The 16,796-nt window shown below is 37.6% G+C and carries 16 protein-coding genes; 12 read left to right on the top strand and 4 right to left on the bottom strand.

Translation table 11 applies throughout. The features are described from left to right. Positions 1–46 precede the first annotated feature (46 nt). Positions 47–625, bottom strand: coding sequence for a hypothetical protein (locus OK414_RS16140; protein ID WP_034650838.1), 579 nt, complete (start codon positions 623–625; stop codon positions 47–49). A gap of 150 nt (positions 626–775) precedes the next feature. Between OK414_RS16140 and OK414_RS16135 the strand changes: the two genes are divergently transcribed. Beyond that, a complete protein-coding gene (locus OK414_RS16135; RefSeq protein ID WP_034650840.1) occupies positions 776–1,174 on the top strand; it encodes a FixH family protein in 399 nt (132 codons plus the stop codon). A 63-nt stretch (positions 1,175–1,237) separates the two neighbouring features. Here OK414_RS16135 and OK414_RS16130 read toward each other — a convergent pair whose 3' ends face one another. After that, a complete protein-coding gene (locus OK414_RS16130; protein ID WP_047932259.1) occupies positions 1,238–2,614 on the bottom strand; it encodes a PLP-dependent aminotransferase family protein in 1,377 nt (458 codons plus the stop codon). 150 nt (positions 2,615–2,764) lie between these two features. Between OK414_RS16130 and OK414_RS16125 the strand changes: the two genes are divergently transcribed. Continuing rightward, the gene (locus tag OK414_RS16125) at positions 2,765–3,682 is read left to right on the top strand and encodes a DMT family transporter (protein ID WP_263045206.1); all 918 of its coding nucleotides are present in this window, start codon (positions 2,765–2,767) and stop codon (positions 3,680–3,682) included. Positions 3,683–3,976: 294 nt separating this feature from the next. Next, positions 3,977–5,308 (top strand): polysaccharide biosynthesis protein, encoded by a 1,332-nt coding sequence (locus OK414_RS16120; RefSeq protein ID WP_013083768.1) that lies wholly within the window; start codon positions 3,977–3,979, stop codon positions 5,306–5,308. Positions 5,309–5,343: 35 nt separating this feature from the next. Here OK414_RS16120 and OK414_RS16115 read toward each other — a convergent pair whose 3' ends face one another. Beyond that, entirely contained in the window at positions 5,344–7,134 is a 1,791-nt protein-coding gene (locus tag OK414_RS16115; protein ID WP_013083767.1) for a transglycosylase domain-containing protein, read from the bottom strand. Positions 7,135–7,955: 821 nt separating this feature from the next. Between OK414_RS16115 and OK414_RS16110 the strand changes: the two genes are divergently transcribed. The 6 genes from OK414_RS16110 (at position 7,956) to OK414_RS16085 (ending at position 13,532) form a co-directional block, all read left to right on the top strand. Further along, a complete protein-coding gene (locus OK414_RS16110; protein ID WP_016764687.1) occupies positions 7,956–8,558 on the top strand; it encodes an alpha/beta hydrolase in 603 nt (200 codons plus the stop codon). Positions 8,559–8,847: 289 nt separating this feature from the next. Further along, the gene (locus tag OK414_RS16105; protein ID WP_016764686.1) at positions 8,848–9,558 is read left to right on the top strand and encodes a polysaccharide deacetylase family protein; all 711 of its coding nucleotides are present in this window, start codon (positions 8,848–8,850) and stop codon (positions 9,556–9,558) included. Between the two features lie 15 nt (positions 9,559–9,573). Next, complete coding sequence (locus OK414_RS16100) at positions 9,574–10,167, top strand: DedA family protein (RefSeq protein ID WP_016764685.1); 594 nt, start codon at positions 9,574–9,576, stop codon at positions 10,165–10,167. Beyond that, positions 10,164–11,297: an MGDG synthase family glycosyltransferase gene (locus OK414_RS16095; protein ID WP_263045205.1), complete on the top strand. Its 1,134-nt coding sequence runs from the start codon at positions 10,164–10,166 to the stop codon at positions 11,295–11,297. Before OK414_RS16100 ends, OK414_RS16095 begins: the two co-directional genes overlap by 4 nt. A 92-nt stretch (positions 11,298–11,389) precedes the next feature. Next, positions 11,390–12,139, top strand: a complete 750-nt coding sequence (gene nfsA / locus OK414_RS16090; protein ID WP_034650851.1) for an oxygen-insensitive NADPH nitroreductase — start codon at positions 11,390–11,392, stop codon at positions 12,137–12,139. Positions 12,140–12,494: 355 nt separating this feature from the next. Then, entirely contained in the window at positions 12,495–13,532 is a 1,038-nt protein-coding gene (locus OK414_RS16085; RefSeq protein WP_263045204.1) for a 3D domain-containing protein, read from the top strand. Positions 13,533–13,612: 80 nt separating this feature from the next. Here the strand turns inward: OK414_RS16085 and OK414_RS16080 are convergent, their stop codons facing one another. Further along, positions 13,613–14,755, bottom strand: a complete 1,143-nt coding sequence (locus OK414_RS16080) for a C40 family peptidase (protein WP_034650857.1) — start codon at positions 14,753–14,755, stop codon at positions 13,613–13,615. Positions 14,756–14,949: 194 nt separating this feature from the next. On the opposite strand from OK414_RS16080, the gene OK414_RS16075 reads away from it, so the two are divergent. The 3 genes from OK414_RS16075 (at position 14,950) to OK414_RS16065 (ending at position 16,796) form a co-directional block, all read left to right on the top strand. Next, on the top strand, positions 14,950–15,999 hold the full coding sequence (locus OK414_RS16075; protein ID WP_034650859.1) for an anthranilate phosphoribosyltransferase: 1,050 nt from the start codon (positions 14,950–14,952) through the stop codon (positions 15,997–15,999). A 153-nt stretch (positions 16,000–16,152) separates the two neighbouring features. Next, complete coding sequence (locus tag OK414_RS16070) at positions 16,153–16,455, top strand: urease subunit gamma (RefSeq protein WP_013057659.1); 303 nt, start codon at positions 16,153–16,155, stop codon at positions 16,453–16,455. A gap of 14 nt (positions 16,456–16,469) precedes the next feature. Then, on the top strand, positions 16,470–16,796 hold the full coding sequence (locus OK414_RS16065) for an urease subunit beta (RefSeq protein ID WP_013083758.1): 327 nt from the start codon (positions 16,470–16,472) through the stop codon (positions 16,794–16,796).

Below are 16,796 nucleotides of genomic sequence, written 5' to 3'. Positions count from 1 at the left end.
CATTGTGAACTGTACCCTATATAAAAAAACTTTAAACAATGGCAAGTTATGAAAAGGTAGCGTGAATCATAAACAAAACCAAAAAAGAGATAGCAAATTTAAGATGCCACTTTTTATCTGTACGCTTATAGCGCTTCACGCCCATCACGAGTAAACAAGCTAGAACAGCCATCGTAATAATTCCTGAAAAGTACGTAAAATTTGCTTGAAATCCTTTTATTAAAGCCATATAACCATGTAAAATAATCATGGCCGTTGATATAAGAGCAATGGGAACGTGCCACTGACGAACATACTTGGCTAAAAATTGGATAAGCGGTTTTAACTCAAAATTTCCTTTTTTTATGTGCGATAACGGTTTCCATTTTAATAATAAAAAAATAGGATAAATGGCTAAAGCTGCAAAAAAACCAATTCGTGCGATTGAACCAAGCTCTTTAAAATTCCCTTCATATATTTTAGAATCGAGTGGAAGGGAATGTTTATAAATAGGGATGTAAATAAGCCCTGCTACAACTAGTAAAAAAGAGATAGTAAAGATAAAGATCACTTTTTTGCGCTCATTTTTATTTTTGATTAATGTCTGTAGCCATGATTTTTTAGCTGGAGATTTAGCTGAATTCATTTTCTTCCTCCTTGGAAAAAACTAGTTAGTATCAGTATGAACTTTTTTTCTTAAAAATTCTTTAAAAGTCCTTCTTTTTTAGAAAAATTCATTTTTTTCTTGGCAATACGCGTTATAGTTAAACAAAGGGTTTAAAAAGGAGATGAATATATGAAAAAAAGAATAAGTATATCTATAATCAGTCTTTGTTTACTTTTAACGGCCTGTGGTCAGGAACCTGCTCAAACCACAAATGCTGAGCAGCCAAAACCGTTGGACGTAAATCTTCAAGGCCCAGAGACGTTACAGAAAAATGAAAGCGGTATCTACAAAGCCGAAGTTACATATGGAGACGAAAAAGTGAAAAATGATGATGTTGAAATGATTGAATTTGAAATAGAAAAAAAAGATAGCGAAGGGAAAGGGAAGATGTTAAAGCCTAAACAAATAGGAGAAGGTGTATATGAAATACAAACATCTTTCTCTGAGCCTGGCACATATACCGTGCAATCACATGTTTCTGCAAAAGGGACGCATAACATGCCTCTTATAACCGTTACGATTAAATAAAAAAAGTCAAGGATTCTAATTCCTTGGCTTCTTTTCTTTTAGTATGTCCATTGAATTCCCATTCTACAAGGGGAAAAGGTTATTTGGAATAGGATGATGTTTTCTATCATCAATTAAAGTAATGCACTGAGCCAGCTGTTCAATTCCTCGTTTGATCGTATTCGTATTTACTTGTGAGATGCTTAATCGGAGAAGAGTGTCTCTTTTATATTCTGGTAAAAAAAATCTAGAGGCATCATCAACATATATGTGCTGCTCATTCAGCATGTGAACAATCTGTTTTGCTGTCACATGCTCAGGCAAACTAATGGATAAATAGAATCCTGAAGTTGGTTTAGAAAAGTGTGTATGAGCGGGTAGCAGTGAATCACATGCTTCTACAAGAGTTTGCATTTTGGTATGGTATACCTCTTTTATCTTTTTAAGATGACTCGTAAACATGCCGCTTTTTAAATAAATTTCAAGAGCACCTTGGGAAAGCGCTGAACTATTAAAATCTGAACTGAATTTATATCGTAAAAAGTTGCTATTCATTAACGAAGGAAGCACGACAGCAGCAATACGTAACCCAGGAAGAAAGACTTTCGAAAAGCTTTTAATGTAAATAACTCGTCCACAAGGATTAAAAGAAAATAAAGGATCTGATTTTGCATCGGGATCAAGGTCGCCCAAAAAGTCATCTTCCACTATATATACATCGTATTTTTCGGCTAGCTCCACGATTTTTTTCTTCTCAAAATTTGTATAACAATGCCCAAGAGGATTGTGAAATCTTGGAATAATGTAGAAAAATTTTATATCATTATTTCGAAAAATGTACTCCAAACGATCAAGATCAATCCCTTCCATCGATAGCTGGATCCCAAAAGTAGTAGCTTGGTGCACCGTAAGAGACTCGATAAAACCGAAATAAGTGGGCTGTTCAATTAGGATATTATTTTTTCCATTTGGAAAGGGCATAGAACCTAGTAAGTGAAGAGCTTGCTGAGACCCGGATACAACAACTAACCTTTCAGCTTGAGTGAACACCTGTAGGTTCTGCAAGTGTTTCACTAACTGTACCCTCAATGAGTAAGAGCCTTGTTGATCAGAGTATGTAAAAAGCTCTTCTTTGTAATGTTCAATCGCTTGGTTTATACAATGCTGAAATTCAAGATAAGGCATAACGTTTTTATCTGGACCAGCAGACAAGAAATCAATCACTTCATTTTCATTCGTCCTATGTTGAAATTCTGCCACAACGTAGTAGCCGCTTTTAGGAACAGAATAAATTAAATGCTCTTTTTCTAGTTCACTGTACGCTTTGAGAACGGTATTCTTGCTGCACGAAAAAAGTTGGGAGAGTCGGCGAACAGAAGGGAGTTTACCACCTGCAATAAGCGATCCATTTGCTAGGCCAAGCTTAATTTCTTCCATGATTTTCAGATATTTTAAACTCATAGGTCATACTCCTTTAATTTGTACCCGTACAGATAGGTAAAAGAATGATTTATTTTAGTAGTTGTCCTGCGCTATCCTTTTAATTATATCAGAACTTTTTTTAGAAAAATGGTATAGTTCTGAAAAATAAAAAGACAGGGGTAGGGTAAGATGCAAAAAGAAATTAGAGAGAAAATGGGTGTATTGTTGGGATTAGTAGGCGTTATCTGTTTTAGCTTAACCCTTCCTTCTACAAGCATTGCAGTCGAGTATTTCGGAACGACAGTCGCCGGTTTAGGAAGAACAGCTGTAGCTGCTGTTTTAGTAGCTGTGATATTGATTGTACGAAAAGAAAAATTTCCTTCTCTCCGCCAATTTAAAAGTCTGCTGATCGTCGCTTTAGGCGCAGTTTTAGGGTTTCCTCTGCTCACTTCTTGGGCAATGAAATCCTTGCCTGTTTCTCACGGAGCGGTTGAACTCGCTCTTTTACCATTAGCCACAGCCGGTTTTGCGATGTTTAGAGGGGGTGAACGCCCTTCTTTAAAATTCTGGATATCAAGTATGATTGGTTCGGCAGCTGTTATCGTGTATGCTCTTCACCTTGGATTCGGTCAACTGCAGTTTGTTGATGCAGCTTTACTAGCAGCGGTGCTGATACTTGGACTGAGCTATGCAGAAGGAGGGGTGTTAGCAAGAGAATTAGGCAGCTGGCAAGTAATTGCTTGGGCCATTATCATCGGTGCACCTTTTTTTATGGTTCCAGTAGGACTAAGCATTACAGCTGAAATGCTCCATGCGCCTTTACAAGCATGGGTTAGTTTGATTTATCTCTCAGTAGTGAGTCAATTTTTAGCATACGTTGCTTGGTACAGCGGGATGGCTATGGGTGGAATAGCCAGAGTTAGCCAAGTTCAATATTTACAGCCATTTTTAATGATTCTGTTTGCAGCTCTATTTCTAGGTGAAACGATTACACTTTTTACTCTTGCTACAGCAATAATTGTTGTTTTTTCGGTTGTACTAGGCAAAAACGCTTCGGTGTCAAAAAAAGAAGTGCATCCACAGAAAATAGTGAATAAAGACGCTTAACTAATATGTGGATTTGTTACATTAAAACAACATGCTCTGTTCCCATTAGCAATCGGCAGGTTCACTCAGTCTCCTGTTTTTCTATGTAAGTTTCAAGAGCCAAAGTATAAGAAATGAATGAATTTCCTATGTAAAAAAGGTATATAACGGTTTTTTTTCACATAGGTTGAACATTATACAAGAACTTGTACACCGAAAAAATACAATTAGACAAATAATTCGTATTGGGCTTGTCATATACATAGAGAGAAGAGGTAGTGATGAAAAAGGACGGGAGATAGAGGAGATAACGAGATGAACACTTTTTTGAAAGGAACGTTTATTCTAGCAGGTGCTGCCTTTGCAGGAGAGTTAATTGAATTTCTTGTAAATATGGTACTTGCTAGAGAATTAGGAAGGGAAGGCATGGGCATGTACATGACTGTTCTTCCTATCATTTTTCTTATTGCCACCGTAGCCAACTTAGAACTGCCTATTTCTATTTCTAAATTTCTTGCTGAACATCATCGCAAAGAACATCAGCATATGATGAAGCATGCCACCATTTTTGCTACTGCTGTGAGCTTGGGAATCTTTTTTATTACACTAGCCGTATTAGCAGCCTTTCCATTTTTTAGTCACTATCATCCTTACTTAAAATGGGTTGTCCTATGTTTCATTCCGGTTGTTTCGTTTTCAGCGGTGCTTCGTGGATATTTTACGGGTAAAAATAATATGACGACTATCGCTGTGTCTAATTTTATCCGCAAAGCCTTTCAGCTAACGATTTTATTTATTGTGTTTCAAATGTTTGCTTTCACAGATGTTAAAATGTCGCTGTTTATTGCGATTTGTACGCTAATTGGGACCGAAGCTGTTATTTTGCTTTATTTTTTTATCACGTATGTTACCCAGTTAAGTGTTTTATCAAGAGGGCACAGACCTCTGCTTTCTCCAAGTGAGATTCGGAAAAAGCTGTTAGGCGTCTCACTTCCGACCACGGGACTGCGTTTATTTAATGCGGTATGTAATGCTATTCAGCCGTTTTTAATCAAACACGCGCTCGTTTTATCGGGCATGACTTTAACCGGGGCAACGCAGCATTTTGGTATGCTAACAGGGGTAGCGATGTCGATCGGCTTTTTTCCGGCTTTCTTTGCTCATTCTCTTTTAGTAGCACTAATACCTGCTGTATCTGAAGCTCATGCGAAAAATCAGGAAGAACAGCTTCAAAGACTTTTGACTCAAAGTATGCAAATGACATTTTTATATGGGATTCCGTCTATAGTGGCGATGTATTTCTTTGCTGAGCCGCTTACTAACTTGTTTTTTCATTCTACAGAAGCCGTGTACTACCTAAAGGCTTTATGGCCGTATTTTCTTTTTCACTTTTTTGCCGTCCCGCTTCAAGCTTATTTAATTGGCCTTGGCTATGTGAAAGATGCTTTTTATCATACGATTTGGTCTCATATTGTATCTTTTTCCCTGATGTTTTTCTTAGGATCACAAACAAATATTGGCATGCAGGGAATTATTATCGGGATGAACTGTGGCGTGGTTGTCCTGACCGTTCTGCATTATGTAACGATTTGCAAAGTCATTAATGTTTCCTTTTTTTCACTTAAGCATAAAACGCATTTATCCTAAAAAAACCTCCAACAGTGAAGTTGGAGGTTTTTTGGTTACCAGTTATTCATAATTGAGCTAAACAGTGTAGCAGGGTCTTGTCCACCGCCGCCTGATAAGTATTTCGTTGTTTGCGTAGAATTAGCATTATCAAAGCCAGCGTGGATAGAAACGACTGCATCATCGGTATACCCGACAAACCAAGCATCTTTGACATCGTTGGTTGTACCGGTTTTACCTGCAGCATCTCGTGAAGAACGAGCGTTAACACCTGTTCCATAGCTTTTTTCAATCACATCTTGCAGCATGGACGTCATTGTATCTGCATTTTCTTCACTCATTACTTGCTCTGTCTGAATGTCTGGCTTTTTCACTTCACCGTCGCGCATCTCAATTTTTCGAATTGCGTACGGCTTAGTCATGACGCCTTTGTTAGCAAAAGTAGTATATCCTTGTGCTAACTGAAGGGGAGAGAACGTTGTGGTCGTTCCTCCAAGAGCAAGCCCTAATTTTGACTTATCATCATCTTCAAGAGGAAGTCCAGCTTTTTCCATGAATTTTGCGCTTGTATCAATACCAATTTGTTTTAAAAGCCAAACAGCTGGAACGTTAAGTGAACGAGTAAGTGCTTCACGCATTGTCACATGCTTTTGATATTCACCTTCTGCATTTTTAGGGCTATATCCACCGCCAAAGTCTTGTCGTTCGTCACTTAAGAGTGAAGTTGGTGTATAATCTCCAGTTTCTAAGGCTGGACCGTATACGGCTAACGGCTTAATAGCTGAACCAAGCTGATAGCCGCTTGTAGCACGGTTTAAGCCGTTTCGCTCATAGCTGCGTCCTCCATACATCGCTGAGATCCCACCTGTTTTAGGGTTAACAGCTGAAATCCCAACCTCTACTTTGCTGTTGATGTCATCATCTCGGAACGTATGATTTGCTACAGAGTTATTAATCGATTCCTGTAAATTAGGATCTAAATCTGTATAAATGGCATAACCACCCTTATAAAGGTCATCAGCAGATACGCCATACTGTTGAGCAGCTTCTTTAATTACATAATCAATAAATGCTTGATTGGAGTTCGGTTTTTTAACAGGAACACTAGGCTTGACTACACGTTCGTTTAACGCTTGCTGATACTGAGTATCGCTAATAACGTTTTGGTCATGCATCAGTTTCAATACAACGTTTCGTCGGGCTGTCGCTTTTTCTGTACTATTGCTTGGTGAATACGTACTCGGCGCTTTTGGCAGTCCCGCTAAAAGCGCAGCTTCGCCTACGGTTAAATCTGATACAGGCTTATTAAAATAAAGCTGAGAAGCTGCACCAATACCATATACACCGCTTCCGAAATAAATTTGATTTAAATATAATTCCAAAATTTGATCTTTTGTAAATTGTCTTTCTAAGCCAAGTGATAGAAACATTTCATCTACTTTACGTTTAATGGTCTTATCACTAGATAAGTAAAGATTTCTTGCTAGCTGCTGTGTAATGGTACTTGCGCCTTCAGCTTTACTCATTGTTACAATGTTCTTAAAAAGGGCGCGGCCAATACCTTGTAAATCAATCCCAAAATGCTTGTAAAAGCGACGGTCTTCCGTTGCAACAAACGCCATTTTTACATAATCGGGAATTTCATTGCTCGAAACATTTTGACGGGGAACGGTTTTATACAATTCGTCAATCTTACGGTCATTTTTGTCATAGACTACCGTACTTTGAACCGACTGCAGTTTCGAGTAAGATAAATCAGCCGTTTGCTGAAATTGCTTTAATACATAGGTAACTCCCAGCATTACAATTAAAACAACGACTAAAAAGGCTAAAATAAATTTCCTCATGTTGGTTCACTCCACTAAGTAATAATTCCATGTTCACACATAGCTACATTCTTCGTCTTTACAAGGTCGTTATGTAAAGAATGCTGAAGTTTGTTGCCCCATTTAATCTTTCAACAGAGAAATGGGTGATAAAGTATTAACGTTCACAAGCTGACGCGCTAAGTTTAATAAAGGCTATTATTCAAGTGCAGGTAAGTTTTTAGGGTATAAGATGATTGACATAAATAGCTCTTTACGCAGTTATTTTTTGCTTACTCGCAGATGCTTCGTTTTTTATTAAACTGAAACAAAGTGAAATACAATCATCTGAACTTAGTTTACCCATAAATTTGTGTTTGTCAAATAAAGTCGTATAAAGCACCATTCGGGGCTTTGTTCCCCTTTATGAAAAAACAAGCTGATATTTTACGTTCTGTTTCTCATAGAAAAAAGTTGTTGTAACACGTATACGAAATAAGATTTAGTACGTTCGGGTATAAATGCTGATATCTGTTGAAAGTAACGAAATAAAGAAAAAATTAACTAATTTATCAGACTAGGGCACTTTTTATACGAAGGAGGACGGGCGAGTTTTAATCATTATCCACCTTTTGACGGGAGCACTTAGCTAAAAGTGGAATATTTCTTTCCCCGCTGTAAGTCAAACGAATTAAATACCTAGCTGCATATGAGCAATGGCCATATGAAGTTATTCAGTATTATGTGATACTGCCAGCAAAACATACAGGTATTTCTTTGACAGTAGTTCCTTTACAAATGCTTCGAAAGTTCTTATAATAAAATTATCTTTAATTCGAGATATTTAAAAGGAGTGGATATACGTGAAACATATTTTTAAAAAAGGAACGGACGAGACGAAACCGACTTTATTGCTGTTGCATGGTACAGGAGGTACAGAACAAGATCTGCTTCCTGTTGCCGATATGATTGATTCCTCTTGCTCGGTATTATCTGTAAGAGGAAATGTACTAGAAAACGGAATGCCTCGTTTCTTTAGACGTTTACAAGAAGGAATATTTGATATAGAAGATTTAATTGAACGCACAAAAGAACTTCATCAATTTTTAGATGAAGCGGCTGAAACATACTCATTCGATCGACACAACATCGTAGCTGTAGGCTACTCAAATGGTGCCAATATTGCAGGAAGTTTGCTATTTCATTATGAGAATTCTTTAAAAGGGGCAGCTCTTCTTCATCCGATGGTTCCAAGAAGAGGAATTGAAGTGCCTAAGACCGACGCTTCTATCTTTATTGGCGCAGGCAAAAACGACCCTATTTGCCCAGCATCAGAAACGGAAGAACTTTCTGCGCTTTTAGAAAAAGCTGGAGCGGACGTACAGGTGCATTGGGAATCATTTGGCCATCAGTTAACACGAACAGAAATTGAAGCAGCTGAAAAATGGTATCGAGCAAAATTTTAATTTAAAAACTTTCCGCATTCGTGCGGGAAGTTTTTTATTTTTAAAAAATAATGAAAGTTATCGTACAAAAGATAGATATAAATGGTAAAAAGTACTTTTTTTACTGAATGAAGGGAAATTTTATGATATCATTTTATTTCCGGTATATCCTTGCAGAATAGCTATTTTTAGGTAAAGTATCAAATTATTTTAAAATTCCTGGCTTCTATCACAAAAAAATGAAACCAAAGTCTGAGTAAACCGTTATAATAAATGCAGGATTTAAATTCAAAAGGATGGTTAAAAGCATATGACTCGTTTTTTTATTGTTTTACTTTTCGTTCTAATGGTTATATGTGTATATACCATTATTTCGCAAACCCTTTACCGTCGCTATCATTCATCAGTCATAATAAAAGGGGCAAAAAAGCATAAAATAGCTATAACATTTGATGACGGACCTCATCCTGTTTATACACCAAAAATTTTGGACTTGTTCAAACTGCATGAAATGAAAGCTACTTTTTTTATTGTGGGAGAACTAGGGGAGAAACACCCGTCTATTTTAAACAGAATGATTGATGAAGGACATGAAGTAGCTATACATCATCACCGTCATGTGAGTGCATGGACGCAAACACCTTGGCAATTAAAAAGACAAATTCATCAATGTGCACAGGTTATAGAGAAAGTAACCAATCAAAAGCCGCTTTTTTATCGTCCGCCGTGGGGACATTTAAATATGAGCAGTTTATCAATGGCCAAGCCATATCACCTTGTGATCTGGACAGGAATCTTTCAGGATTGGACACTAAAAACAACGAAAACGGCATTAGTTCAAAAACTAATGCGTAAAGTAGAAGATGGAGCCATTTTTGTGTTACACGATAATGGAGATACCCCGGGAGCAGATGAAAAAGCACCTGAAATGACGATTGCGGCGTTAGAAGAATTTTTACCTTACTTAAAACAGCAAGGGTATGAAAGTATAACCATGCAGCAATTGATGAATCAATCGTAAATAGAGGAGCGAGCAGTGGACTTAACAATTATTTCTCAGTATATACATTCCTATGGTTATATTGTTATTTTACTTGTACTTTTTTGTGGGATTGTTGGAATTCCAGCGCCTGAAGAATCATTTTTAATATTATTAGGCATGTTTATTGCCAAACATCAGCTGAACTTATACGAATCATCTCTTTTTGCTTTTTTAGGTGTTATCACTGGAATGCTTACTGCTTACGGGCTAGGAAGATATGCGGGAACCCCATTTTTTGATAAATACGGAAAATACGTAGGATTAACCAAAGAGAAAATTGAAGCGGCAAGCGGCAGCTACCATAAATATGGGATATGGACCATTTTATTTGGTTTATATATTCCAGGCTTGCGTCAAATTAGCCCATATATGGCGGGAATAAGTCGCTATCCGTTTTTCCTTTATTTATTGTTATCGGTAGTAGGAAGTCTAGTATGGGTCCTTTCTTTTCTGATTCTAGGTTACTACGTAGGAGATCGAATTCATATTTCGTATATCATCATGGGCGCTGTAGCTTTTTTTGTCATTTATTTACTTATAAAAAGAACAAGAAACCGAAAACGTCTTGAGAGGAGGGATGGTCAATGAGGAAGGTTTTATTCTTACCGCTTTTTCAGATGCCATCTGGTCATCACCAAGTAGCAGACGCCGTTATGGATGCCATTATGGAGCGTTTTTCCCACGTTATTTGTCAAAAAATTGATTGTTTAAGCTATTGGAGCAAACCGCTTGAACAAATGATTTCATCGATATACATGAAATGGATTTCTGTTTTCCCAAAGCAGTTTGAAAAATTTTATTACGGTCATGTATACAAAAAAAACGACCATACGATGGACGATTTTGTTGTGAAAAAGTGGCCGATTATCGAATACCATATGAAGAAATTAATTGATGCAGAGCAGCCGGATGTCATTGTTTGTACACACAGCTTTCCTTCCTGTGTATTAAGCGGGTTAAAAGAAAAAGGAATCATTGATCTTCCTATTATAAACGTATACACAGACTTCTTAGTAAGCGACGTATGGGGTAAAAATGGAATTGAGCTTCACTGCGTGCCTGATCAGGATACAAAAGCGTTTTTACAAAACGTTCACGGTGTAAAAGAGTCTTCTATTTATGTAACGGGAATTCCTGTTCATAAAGCGTTTTTAAAAAGAAGGATTGACCATCTTATGCCACAGAAACATATATTGATTGCCGGAGGGAATTCCGGCCTTGGAAATGTACGCAAAATGCTTCAGCAGCTTCCGCAAAACTGTACGTATATGTATTATGTGCTGTGCGGAAAAAACAAAAAGTTGTATCAAGAACTAGTAAAATTAAACCACCCGAGAATTAAAGCGGTCTCGTATGTAAAATCGAGAGAGAAAATGAATGATTTATATGAGGGAGCAGATGCCATTGTCACAAAAGCGGGGGGAGTGACAATTAGCGAAGCCCTTCACAAAAGACTACCTATTTTTATTCACTCCTCTCTTCCCGGTCAAGAACAAATTAACATTGAATATCTAAAAGAAAAAGAGCTGCTGATACCGCTTAATGAGGCTGAAGCCTTTGAACAGCAGCTTAAGAACATTTTAGAAAATGATGTGAAACGAAACCGGTTGATAAAACGGATGGACGAATATGTAGACAGCTTAGAAGTAAAAGTAGATCACGTGCTTGCAGATCACTTTAAGCTGTATCGATATGAGACAAGTCAAAATCAATTTTAAGCAGAACATTGGTTATTTCTTTTTACATTCGATAAACTAACTGTAGAGATAACAACTGTAGAAGGTTAGATGAAGTAAAAGGAGATTATAATATGAACTCAGTTATTGAAACGATTTTAAATCATCGTTCTATTCGCAAATATGAAGACAAACCATTGTCAGAAGAGCAAATTCAGACGATTGTAGAAAGCGCACAGGCAGCTTCCACATCAAGCTATATTCAAGCGTATTCCATTATTGGAGTAAAAGATAAAGAAACGAAGCGAAAGCTTGCTCAATTAGCAGGAAATCAGCCTTACGTAGAAACAAATGGACACTTCTTTGTATTTTGCGCTGACTTTCATCGTCATGATGTCATTGCGGAAATGGAGAAAAAAGACTTATCGACAGCGCTCGAAAGCACAGAGCAGTTTATGGTAGCTATTATTGACGTTGCCCTTGCTGCGCAAAATGCAACGCTTGCTGCTGAATCAATGGGACTTGGAGCTTGTTACATCGGCGGTTTGCGTAACGAATTAGAAGAAGTAAGCAAATTGTTAAAACTGCCTTATCATGTAATTCCGTTATTTGGTCTAACGGTTGGACACCCAGCGGGTATTACGGATAAAAAGCCGCGCTTACCATTTAAACATGTGTATCATGAAGAAACATATGAACCGAACGATGAGCAGACGAAAAAAGAATTAACAGCGTATAACGAAGAAATTTCCGCTTATTACAACGAAAGAACAAATGGCAAACGCCAAGACACATGGACTGGTCAAATGGCCGACATGCTTTCCAATCCTAAGCGTATGTATATGAAAGAATTTGTTGAAAAGCAAGGATTTAATAAGAAATAAAAAAAGCTGGGACAAAAGTATTTTAGCCGAATTGAAAAGCGAACCGCTAATCAAAATTTTTGATTAGCGGTTCGCTTTTTTTGTTATAAAAAAACTGAATATACCCGTTAAATGATCAATAAAAAAGAAGAGGCATAGTCAGCAATGGTAGAGAAATTTAACTATTTTAGTAAAAACAACAATAAAAAGCAGTAAAAAGTAGAAACGTTTCATCATATAGCCAAATTATCAGAAATATTACGATTGAATGTTCTGTTTTGTTAAGTTTTGTAATAAAAGTAGCATGGCTCTGTAACGGCTGTGAAATGTGAGGATGATATCATTCAATCATTGAGTAAATAAGGAGGTATTCGTAATGAAAAAATTTATATTTACTCTAGGAACAACAGCAATCCTTTCAGCAGGATTTGTAGGTGCAGCTTCTGCTTCTACAAGCGGAACGTATCACGTAGAAAAAGGTGATACGTTATGGAAAGTCGCTCAAAAGCACAGCGTGAGCGTAGACGAGCTAAAAGATGCAAACAACTTAACATCTAATATTATTTATCCAAATCAAGAATTAAACGTAGCTACTATAAAAGAAATGACGCACAAAGTTCAGCAAGGAAACACATTATGGTCTATCAGTCAGCAATACGGCGTGACGGTAGATCAAATTAAAGAATGGAATGGACTGAAGTCAGATTTAATTTATCCTGGCGAACAATTAAAAATTCAGTCTCCAAACGGCCAAGCTCAGCAATCAAGTCCTTCAGTAGCCCAAGCTGCTCCAGAAGCTCAGCAAGCTCAAGCGCCGGCTGAACAAACTCAAGAAGAACAGCAGCAAGCTCAAGTTGAACAAGCTCAAAAAGAGCAGCAGCAGGCTCAAGCTGAACAAGCTCAAAAAGAGCAGCAGCAAGCTCAAGCTGAACAAGCTCAAAAAGAGCAGCAGCAGGCTCAAGCTGAACAAGCTCAAAAAGAGCAGCAGCAAGCTCAAGCTGAACAAGCTCAAAAAGAGCAGCAGCAGGCTCAAGCTGAACAGGCTCAAAAAGAGCAGCAGCAGGCTCAAGCTGAACAAGCTCAAAAAGAACAACAACCTGCTGAATCGTCACAACAAGCCAGCGGCAAATCAATGACAGTTGAAGCAACTGCCTATACGGCTAATTGTGCTGGATGTAGCGGTACGACTGCTACAGGAGTGGATTTAAAAGCAAATCCAAATCAAAAAGTAATCGCTGTTGACCCTAGTGTTATTCCATTAGGTTCGAAAGTTTATGTAGAAGGCTATGGTGAAGCTGTAGCTGCCGATACAGGTGGAGCAATTAAAGGCAATCGAATTGATGTATTCGTTCCTGCTGAAGGTGATGCTCAACAGTTCGGAAGAAAATCTGTTAAAATTACGGTTATGAACTAAGAAGTTCTTTATAAAATTGCTAGTCTAGTATAGAAATACATAGCTAGTAAAGCAAAAGAGGTGCCTTATGGCACCTCTTTTTACTTTATAATACGCTTTGCGCCCGCATAGCTGTTTTTCCAGTACGCTGTTGAAAGTGATTGCGTTTTAACGCCTTTGCTGCTGACATAAATGAATTCTTGTTTGTCTAGGTAAATTCCTACGACTGAAACGGATTTGCCGTTTTTAAAGAAAACTAAATCTCCAGCCTGCAGGCTGTTTTGCTTTACGTCCGTACCGCTTTTATACTGATCTGCTACTGTACGGGGGATAGAAATATTTGAACCCGCGTTTTTATATACATACTGTGTGTACCCTGATACATCAAAACCTTTTGGTGTCGTACCTCCATATTTATATGGCTTTCCAATTAGCGTTTTAGCATACGATACAATTTGCTGCTGTTTTGCACTAACAGAAGTTTGAGGTGCTGGAGCCGGCGAAGGTGCGCTTGCACTTTTCACTTTCAACACTTGTCCGACTTTTAGCGCGTCTGTTTTTAAATTGTTTAATTTTTTTAATTCAGCTACCGTCATGCCGTACTTTTTAGCGACTGCTGTCAGCGTGTCTCCTTTTTTCACCGTGTAGGTGCCATTGCTATCAGCCGGTGTAGATGGAGCTGTTGGTGAAGGTTGAATATCTTCATCAAGCAAATAACTCATATTTGCGTTAAACGCTACTTTTCGCTTCGTTTTATAGCTCTTCGCTTTTTGCTGAAATTGCGTATTGTATGCGTTGATTTCTTTTTCAAAATTTGCAGAGATCTTATTAAATTCCGCGTCACTTACATCTCCATACGCATAGTCTTCAAGATCTACAATGTAATTGTAAAGAGCAATTAAGCTGTCGTATAAATACCCTTGAAGCTGATCAGCTTCTGAATTAAGGTGATTCATCGCATAATTTTTATCAGTCTTTGTTAGAAACTGGTCAATTTGATTCGCAAGCTGATCATATGCATCTAACGCTTTTTCGTCATCTTTTATTCCTTCAATTTCTTTTAGCTTTTTTTCTACGGTTTTATAAAATGGTGCGTAATAATCTGCTAGCGAATTAACGTCTTTTTGATAAACGCTGACAGAAGAAGCAGCATAAGCAGAGTGACTAAAAACAGGCGTTGTCACCGATGCTCCTACTAAAACAGATGCTGCTATAAATGGTACAAGTAGTTTCTCTTTTTTCATTTGTAAAGTCCCCCAAATATCCAAATAATAGTATAGCAGATAGATTATACTATATTAGATTATAAAAGAACTAGTACTTTTCCTTTAATTTCATATTTTTTAGCAGTTTGCGTACTTGATAGAAGATAATCTAAGGAACAAAGAAAATATGTGATACAATGTACAAATATTCAGTTAAAAAGGAAGTGTACGATATGCAGCAATTTATCAAAGAAATAGCGCGCGGAAAAAGGGGATCAACTGACTTAACGTATGAACAAGCAAAAGAAGCAGCTCGCTTAATCGCTTCTGGACAAGCTACGGATGCTCAGATCGCTGCTTTTTTTATCGCGGAACGTATTAAAACTGAAAATGCAGATGAACTATTGGGATTCGTCCATGCTTTTCGTGAAAAAACAAAAGAAATACCGCTGTCTCAGCCGTTAAAAGATAAATCAATTGATTTTGCAAGCCCTTATGCAGGGAGGAATTCATTTTTTGCGACCATTCCTGTATCAATTTTATTAGCTGAAAGAGGTGTGCCAGCTTTTTTACACTGTACAGAAGCACTTCCTCCAAAGTTTGGAACAACGATTGAAGACGTACTTCATTCATTACAGATCCCTCAAGCTCAAACGATTGAAGACATCGGTCATGCGTTTGAAACGTTAAAAATTGGCTTTGTAAATGCCGAAACAATCTCTTATCCTCTTAGCCGCATCAAACAAGTTCGTCATGAAATTGGTGTAAGGACACTTATTAATACGGTTGAAAAACTACTAAACTTATCGAATGCTTCTTCTTTAATGATGGGCGCTTTTCACCGTACAGCCATTAATAAGATTGTGCCTATTTTTGCTTCTCTGCCTTTCAAACATGTATACGTGGTACAAGGGATAGAAGGATCAGAAGATGTACCTGTACATAGAAGCAGCTTTGTTTTTACGATCTCAGAAGGAGAGATGGAGTCGTTTATTGTCAATCCAAAAGAATACGGACTGTTTGTGGAAGAAGAGCACTTTGAAAAGAAAATAAGTGTTGAAAAACAAGTGGAATATGTGACGCGCATTCTGGAGGGTGAATCTTCTTCCGAACTGACTTACGTCTATAATCAAGTAGTATTAAACGCTGGCTTGCGCTATTATCTATTTGGCTATGAAGCTTCTATTGAAAAAGGAGTAGACTATGCAAAACGTCAGCTAGCTGAAGGTTTGGGCTGGAAACACCTGCAGAAATGGAAAACACAAGCGATTTCAGAAGAGTAAAAGGTGAGCAAACATGCTCATCTTTTTTTAGCGGAAGAGATAAATTCTTTGTTTTTTGTCAGAAAATTTACTATAATTAGTTATGTATTTTGTGTTAGAAAATATCACATTTGATGTTAATTAGAAAATAGATTAGCAGAAAGGAAGCTTTCATTGAAACTTACGTCGAGAGAACAAGAAAAATTAATGATTGTCGTAGCTGCAGACTTAGCAAGACGCCGTCAAACAAGAGGATTAAAACTTAATTATCCCGAAGCAGTAGCTATTATTACATATGAAATTATGGAAGGAGCTCGTGATGGCAAGACGGTAGCACAGCTAATGCGAGAAGGGACCAAGATTTTAAAACGAGAAGATGTAATGGAAGGTATTCCGGAAATGATTCATGATATTCAAGTGGAAGCTACCTTTCCAGACGGAACCAAGCTCGTCACTGTGCACGATCCAATTCGTTAAGAGGAGGGAAAGATATGATTCCAGGGGAATATTTCTTAAAAAAAGACCCCATCACATGCAATAACGGAAAGAAATCAATTAGCGTGACTGTAATCAACAGAGGCGATCGACCTGTTCAAGTAGGGTCACACTTTCATTTTTTTGAAGTGAATGCTGCGCTTGAGTTCCCCCGCGAAGCTTCGCTTGGCTATCATTTAAATATTCCGGCCGGTACAGCTGTTCGTTTTGAACCAGGTGATGCAAAAGAAGTGGATCTCGTTGCTTTCTCCGGAACAAGAGAAATCTACGGTCTTAACAATAAAACAAACAGATCGCTTTCTGATAGAAAGGAAGATGTATAA

Source organism: Priestia sp. JV24, assembly GCF_025910025.1.
Taxonomy (GTDB): domain Bacteria; phylum Bacillota; class Bacilli; order Bacillales; family Bacillaceae_H; genus Priestia; species Priestia megaterium.
This window is presented reverse-complemented; position numbering and strand designations above follow the sequence as displayed.